Source organism: Neisseria sicca 4320 (assembly GCF_000193735.1).
Classification (GTDB): domain Bacteria; phylum Pseudomonadota; class Gammaproteobacteria; order Burkholderiales; family Neisseriaceae; genus Neisseria; species Neisseria sicca_E.
The window spans coordinates 22,081-28,823 of sequence record NZ_AEPF01000024.1; the positions used below are offsets into that span (position 1 = coordinate 22,081).

Annotated in this window: 6 protein-coding genes and 1 tRNA gene; 6 read left to right on the plus strand and 1 reads right to left on the minus strand. The window is 52.2% G+C overall.

The window, feature by feature from the left end; all coding sequences use genetic code 11:
• Nucleotides 1–39: 39 nt before the first annotated feature.
• The 4 genes from NSCA4_RS0102115 (at nt 40) to NSCA4_RS0102130 (ending at nt 3,893) form a co-directional block, all read left to right on the plus strand.
• Nucleotides 40–1,905 (plus strand): acyltransferase family protein, encoded by a 1,866-nt coding sequence (locus NSCA4_RS0102115; protein WP_016686607.1) that lies wholly within the window; start codon nt 40–42, stop codon nt 1,903–1,905.
• Between the two features lie 58 nt (nt 1,906–1,963).
• The gene (locus tag NSCA4_RS0102120; RefSeq protein WP_016686608.1) at nt 1,964–2,587 is read left to right on the plus strand and encodes an FmdE family protein; all 624 of its coding nucleotides are present in this window, start codon (nt 1,964–1,966) and stop codon (nt 2,585–2,587) included.
• 73 nt (nt 2,588–2,660) lie between these two features.
• Nucleotides 2,661–3,419 (plus strand): iron ABC transporter ATP-binding protein, encoded by a 759-nt coding sequence (locus NSCA4_RS0102125; protein ID WP_016686609.1) that lies wholly within the window; start codon nt 2,661–2,663, stop codon nt 3,417–3,419.
• Between the two features lie 246 nt (nt 3,420–3,665).
• A complete protein-coding gene (locus tag NSCA4_RS0102130; RefSeq protein WP_029609457.1) occupies nt 3,666–3,893 on the plus strand; it encodes a hypothetical protein in 228 nt (75 codons plus the stop codon).
• A 199-nt stretch (nt 3,894–4,092) separates the two neighbouring features.
• On the opposite strand, the gene queA is transcribed toward NSCA4_RS0102130, so the two are convergent.
• Nucleotides 4,093–5,136, minus strand: coding sequence for a tRNA preQ1(34) S-adenosylmethionine ribosyltransferase-isomerase QueA (gene queA, locus NSCA4_RS0102135; protein ID WP_016686611.1), 1,044 nt, complete (start codon nt 5,134–5,136; stop codon nt 4,093–4,095).
• 179 nt (nt 5,137–5,315) lie between these two features.
• Between queA and apbC the strand changes: the two genes are divergently transcribed.
• Nucleotides 5,316–6,395, plus strand: coding sequence for an iron-sulfur cluster carrier protein ApbC (gene apbC, locus NSCA4_RS0102140; protein WP_016686612.1), 1,080 nt, complete (start codon nt 5,316–5,318; stop codon nt 6,393–6,395).
• 170 nt (nt 6,396–6,565) lie between these two features.
• Nucleotides 6,566–6,641: transfer RNA gene (locus NSCA4_RS0102145), tRNA-Lys, on the plus strand.
• Nucleotides 6,642–6,743: the final 102 nt, after the last annotated feature.

Genomic DNA, 6,743 nt, shown 5'->3' on the forward strand with positions numbered 1-6,743 from the left:
TTTTTACTCATAATAGGCATCACTATCAAGGTGCGTACTATGAGTAAAGTATTGAAATACCGTCCTGATTTGGATGGGATACGGGCATTGGCGGTTTTATCCGTCATCGTATTTCATATCGATCCCCAATGGCTGCCGGGCGGTTTCTTGGGTGTGGATATGTTTTTCGTGTTGTCGGGATACCTGATTACGACCATTATCAGCCGCGAGATTCACGACGGCAGCTTTTCGTTTCTCGAGTTTTACAAACGACGCGCTAAACGCATCTTGCCGGTCTTTGCCTGCGTATTGCTTTGCACGACGGTCGTTGCCGCCATCTTCTTTTTGTCTTTCGATTTGCGCCAATACGTCAAATCCGCCGTCTTTGCCTTGCTGTTTGCCGCCAATCTGTTTTTTGCGCGCCGCGGCGGTTATTTTGATGCGGATGCGACGGAAAAGCCGTTGCAGCACATTTGGTCGCTGTCGTTGGAAGAACAGTTTTACTTTATTTTCCCCGCGTTGCTGATTCTGTTTTTTCGTATCAGTAAGCGGCGCAATGTGCGGACGTTTATCCTTTTGCTGATTGTCATCAGCCTGTTTTCCGCGCTGTTGCCGACCTTGGGCATGGAGGCGTATTTCCTGCCGCATGTACGCGCTTATGAGCTGTTGGTCGGTTCGCTTTTTGCCTTTATTCCGCCCGCTGAGCAAAATGACAAAGCCAGTACGCCGCTATTCGGATGGCTGATGATGGCGGTCATCGCCATCACGCTGGTGCTGCCCTACGGCATCCTGCCCGGCGCGGGAAACATCGAACGGCTGCTTTGCTGTACGGCGGTCGGCGGTTTGATTTATTCGGGCAAATCATTGCAGATGCAGGAAGGTTTCAATACGTCCAAACTGTTGAGCCTCAAGCCGGTGGTGTTTATCGGTCTGATTTCGTATTCGCTGTATTTGTGGCACTGGGTGGTGTTGGCGCTCATGCGCTACATCTATATGGACGCGCAGCTTCCGCTTGCCGCATCGGCGCTGGCTGTCATCATCATGTTGCTGTTGTCGGTGTTGTCTTATTATTTTGTGGAAACACCGGCGCGGAAGGTAAAGAATTTTACGACGGCGAAATTCAAATGGAGCATGGCGGCTTATTTCGCGCTGCTGATTCCTGCGACAGCCTACCTGATGACTGCCAAACCCGCCGCGTTTGAAACCACTTTGTACAAGGCTGATGAAAGCAAAATCTGCGCGGACACGCTGACCAAAACCGACTGCGCCGTCGGTATGGCAAATAAAAAGCCTGAAGTTTTGGTCATCGGCGACTCACATGCCGCCCATTTAAGCCCGTTTCTCGACATTGTCGGCAAAAAAGAAGGCTGGTCGGCGGACGTCATTACGTCCAACAGCTGCGCCACCGCGTTCGGATTTACCCTGCCCGATAGCGACCGTCGAGCCGACCGCTGCAATCCGTATAACAGGTTTATCGAACAAAAAACCAAAGACTATCCTGTCATCATCATTTCGCAACGCTGGTTCCTCCATACTGCCAAACCGGAATTTTTGGAACGGTTCAACAACATGTTGGAGGATTTGGTGAAGGCGGGCAAGCAAGTGTACGTTTTGGCGGATACGCCTATGGACGGACAGCTGCCGTTGCGGCGTTATTACCTGAGACAAAATCTCGGCATCGACATCCATTATGTTTCAGAGGATAAAAAAGAAGAGGTCCGCGATTCCGCCAAGTCGGAAGACGAAGTCGAAAAAATCGTGAAGCAGCACCACGGTGTGCAGTGGGTGGACTTTATGCAGTACATCCCCGCGGACAAACTCATAGACGGGCTGTCGGTGTACTTCGATACCAACCACCTCAACCCGTTCGGTTCAAGTAAAATTGCCGAAATGTTTATCAACGATAAACGCACCCTGTTGAAATAAGCACAAAGGTCGTCTGAAAACAGATTCAGACGACCTCTTTAAAGCAAAAGGATACCGTATGACTCAAGAACATTTCCCCGAATTTTTCGAGCAAGCCCCGACGCTGACCGTCCAAGACGCGCTCGCCGAATTTCTCGGCGCGGCAGAGGAGGGCATCATGCAGTATCGCTACGCCGATGCCGTCCGCCTGTGCGGACACTCCTGTCCCACCGTCGCAGGTGCGTACCTGATGACGCTTAAAGGCTTGAAAGCACTTTACGGCAACGACCTTCCGCAGCGCGGCGGAATCGAAGCCGCCATGCAGGGCGCACGCGACGAAGGCACGGTCGGCGTTACCGCATCCGTCGTCCAACTCTTAACCGGCGCCGCTCCCGAAACCGGCTTCGGCGGCGTCGGCCCGCAAGGACGCTTCGCCCGCCGCAACCTGTTGAGTTTCGATGCCGACATCGAAGGCACACTGACACTGCGCCGCAAAGACAACGGCAAAACCGTCGCCGTCAGCCTCAACGCCGCCATGCAGCCCTTCGCCCCCGAAATGCGCGACATCATGCCCAAAGCCGTCAGCGGCACCGCCACCGCAGAAGAACTCAAACGCTTCGGCGAACTCTGGCAGGCGCGTGTTAAAGCCTTCTTGATTGATTTGGCAGACAATCCCCAATTCGTCATCGTTCGCGAAATCTGAAGCCCGTCCTTTTCAGACGACCTACCATGTTCGGAGGTCGTCTGAAAAAACAAATCTACACATCAAATCCATCATGATTACCATCCGCAACGTCAGCTTCCACATCGGCGGCAGCCCCATTCTTAACAACGTCAGCCTAGACATCCCCGAAGGCGGCATCACCGCGCTCATCGGCCCCAACGGCGCAGGCAAATCCACGCTCCTCTCCTTCATGGCGCGCCTCCGACCGCTGGAGCAGGGTAGCATCAGCTACGCCGGCAAAGATGTTTCGACCACACCCACAGCCGAGCTGGCAAAAACGCTCTCCATCCTGACCCAAGAAAACAGCGTCATGAGCCGCATTACCGTGCGCGACCTGCTTATGTTTGGGCGTTATCCCTACCATCAAGGCAGACCGACCCCCGAAGACCTCGACATCGTCGACAATGCACTTTCCGAGTTCAAACTGGACAGCTTCGCCAACCGCTACCTGACCGAACTCTCCGGCGGACAACGCCAACGCGCCATGATTGCCATGGTCTTTTGCCAAAGCACCGATTACGTCCTCTTGGACGAACCGCTGAACAACCTCGATATGTACCATGCCCGCGCGCTCATGCAGCTGCTCCAACGGCTGACCCGCGAACACAAGCGCACTACCGTCGTCGTCCTGCACGACATCAACCAAGCCGCCGCCTACGCCGATCACGTCATCGCCATGAAAAACGGACAAGTCGCCATGACCGGCACGCCGAACGACATCTTTACCGCTGAAAATATTAAAGATTTGTTTGATATGGATGTGGACGTATTGGACTATCAGGGCAAGAAACTGGTTGTCCATCACGTTTGAGGTGCGGATGAGAAAAGGTCGTCTGAAAAGTTTTCAGACGACATCAAGCTGCGGCTGAATGTAAAGCGTGTTTGATGGGGAATAAGTACGGATGAGTCGGAAAAACTTTAGAACGCATCGGCAAGAATGAATCTTTATTATTGAAAAACCTAACGGCAGGCTTCAATCAGGAAAAGCATGAAGCAGCAAGGGAATGTATTTATCGTTGGCAGCGTTGGACCTTTTGGAAATGGTGTGAGGTATTCTATGAACAACTGGAAGCAGTTTATATTTTTTGTCATATTGGTCATAGCTTGTTATCAATTTCTATATTTTTTATCCAATATGTTCCTTCTCGGCTATATCAATAAATACAGTTGGAATTTGAATTTTATTCAGGGGACTTTGAATTTTCTTTCAATATTTCTTCCCTATGTTTTTGTTAGACGAATTTTCAGGAAAACCAATCAAGAAAAGGAAGATGCAAATAATTGAAGTTTAACTTCATGAATTAAAGCCGGTTTTATATTGAACCGGGAGACTGATGGCGAACCGAAATAGTAAGATTCCTGCCGTCATTCCCGCGCGGGCGGGAAATTCATAGGCTATTTTACGGAATAGGCTTTTTAAAACCGTTGCCAGATTCAAAAGCGGATTTTCAGAGCGGGAAGGGCGGCAGGATGGGAAGCATCTTTCAATCCGCGATGTCCGTTTCACTCCGTCCCAAGACCATCGCGTCCCCATAGCTGAAAAAACGATATTCATGTTCTACCGCGTGGCGGTACACCGCGCGGATGTGTTCCATGCCCGAAAAAGCGCTGACGAGCATCAGGAGCGTGGATTTGGGCAGGTGGAAATTGGTAATCAGGCGGTCGATGACGCGGAAGCGGTAGCCGGGCGTAATGAAAATATCCGTATCGCCTTGTCCCGCTTTCAGACGACCTGTTTCGCGCGCGGCGGATTCGAGGGCGCGCATGGAAGTGGTGCCGACTGCCCAAACTTTGTTTCCGCGCGCATGGGCGGCTTCGATGGCGGCGACGGTTTCGGTCGGCACGTCAAACCATTCGCTGTGCATCTTGTGTTCTTCGATTTTGTCCACGCGCACAGGCTGGAACGTTCCTGCGCCGACGTGCAGGGTTACTTCCGCCGTTTCCACGCCTTTGGCTTTCAGACGACCTAAAAGCTCGTCCGTAAAATGCAAACCCGCCGTCGGCGCCGCGACCGCGCCCTGATGTTTGGCGTAGACGGTTTGATAACGCTTGTCGTCATCCGCGCCGGCAGCGCGTTCGATATAGGGCGGCAGTGGCAAATGACCGTTTTGCTCCAGAAGCTCGTAAACTGTTTGCCCGCCTTCAAAGCGCAGGCAAAACAGTTCGTCCGCACGCTCAACCATGACGGCACACATACCGCCTTCAAAAATCAGCTTGGTGCCGGGTTTGGGCGATTTGGACGAACGGATGTGCGCCAGCGCGGTGTGGTTGTCTAAAACGCGCTCTATCAGGGCTTCGATTTTGCCACCGCTCTCTTTTTGTCCGAACAGCCGCGCTTTCATGACTTTGGTGTTGTTGAACACTAAAACGTCGCCTGCCTCAATATAATCAGGCAAATCGCCGAACGCCCGGTCTTGCAGCGGCATATCGGGTAGTGCGACCAAAAGGCGGCTGCTGCCGCGCACTTCGGGCGGGTGCTGGGCGATTAATTGGTCGGGCAGGGTGAAATCGAAATCGGAAATGTCCATAATCTTAATTTTGATGCTTACAAATTTTGTCAGGCGGTCATTATACGCATTTCCCCGCGGGCTTGGCGTTTCATGCGAGAAGTCGTCTGAAACGCCAAGTCCGCAATATTTTGCGTCCGAACAAGGCAATACGGTATCATTCGTTTTGTTTCAAACGCCACCGCATCAGAGAGAACAACATGAATATCCCCGCCCTTTCCGCCGCAATCGAAGCAGTAAAAATCCCCGGCACCGAGCGCACGCTCGGCAGCGAAAAAGCCGTCAAGCTGTTGGAAGAACGTTCCGACGGCCTTTATATCGGACTGAAATTCGGATTCCCCGTCGGGCATATCGCCGCCGACATCGCCAACAGCCTGCAAGAAGCCGTCATCGGCATCACAGGCGATGCGCATATCCATCTCAGCATTGACACTGAAATCACAACGCACAAAGTACAGCCCGGTGTCGCCACCATCAAAGGCATCAAAAACATTATCGCCGTTGCATCCGGCAAAGGCGGTGTCGGCAAATCCACCACTACCGCCAACCTCGCCACCGCCATGGCACGCATGGGTGCGCGCGTGGGCGTGTTGGATGCCGATCTCTACGGCCCCAGCCAACCGACCATGTTGGGTGTGCAAGACCGCAAACCCGACCAAAAAAACCAAAAACTGATTCCCGTCGAAGCCGACAGCGGCATCCAAGTGATGTCCATCGGTTTTCTGGTCGATACCGACCAAGCCGTCGTTTGGCGCGGCCCGATGGTCAGCCAAGCCTTGCAGCAGTTGATGTTCCAAAGCGAGTGGGATGAAGTGGACTACCTTTTCATCGACCTGCCGCCGGGTACAGGCGACATCCAGCTCACCCTGTCGCAGAAAATCCCCGTAACCGGCTCGGTCGTCGTTACCACACCGCAAGACATCGCCCTGATTGACGCGCGCAAAGCAGTCGATATGTTCCACAAAGTCAATATTCCGATTTTCGGCGTACTGGAAAACATGTCGGTACATATCTGCTCCAACTGCGGTCATGCCGAAGCTATTTTCGGTTCTGAAGGCGGCAAAAACTTGGCAGGTCGTCTGAATGTCCCGCTGCTCGGACAACTCCCGTTAAGCCTGCCCGTGCGCGAAGCAATGGATGGCGGCGCGGCGAAACAGTTGTTTGACGAACATCCAGCCATTGCCAAAATCTATACCGACGCAGCCTTCCAAATCGCACTGACGATTGCAGACAAAGGCAAAGATTTCAGCAGCCGCTTCCCCAAAATCGTAGTGGAATAACGGGCAGAGGTCGTCTGAAAGCTCTTCAAACGGTTTCAGACGACCTTGTGATGCTGAAGATTATACTAAAGCGAATAATCGGAAAATCAAATATTTAAAGATTTAATCTTGTTGTTTTGAGAAAATTGCTTGACACGAAAAGTCCCGCCTTCTATAATTCACAGCTTATCGGGTCGTTAGCTCAGTCGGTAGAGCAGCGGACTTTTAATCCGTTGGTCGAGCGTTCGAATCGCTCACGACCCACCAAATTTAAAAAGCCTGGACAAATGTCCGGGCTTTTTTATTTGCTGGTATGTTTTGAGATTGTTACAGCCTGCCCGTTACGGTTTTGATACGGGTTTGTTTGTT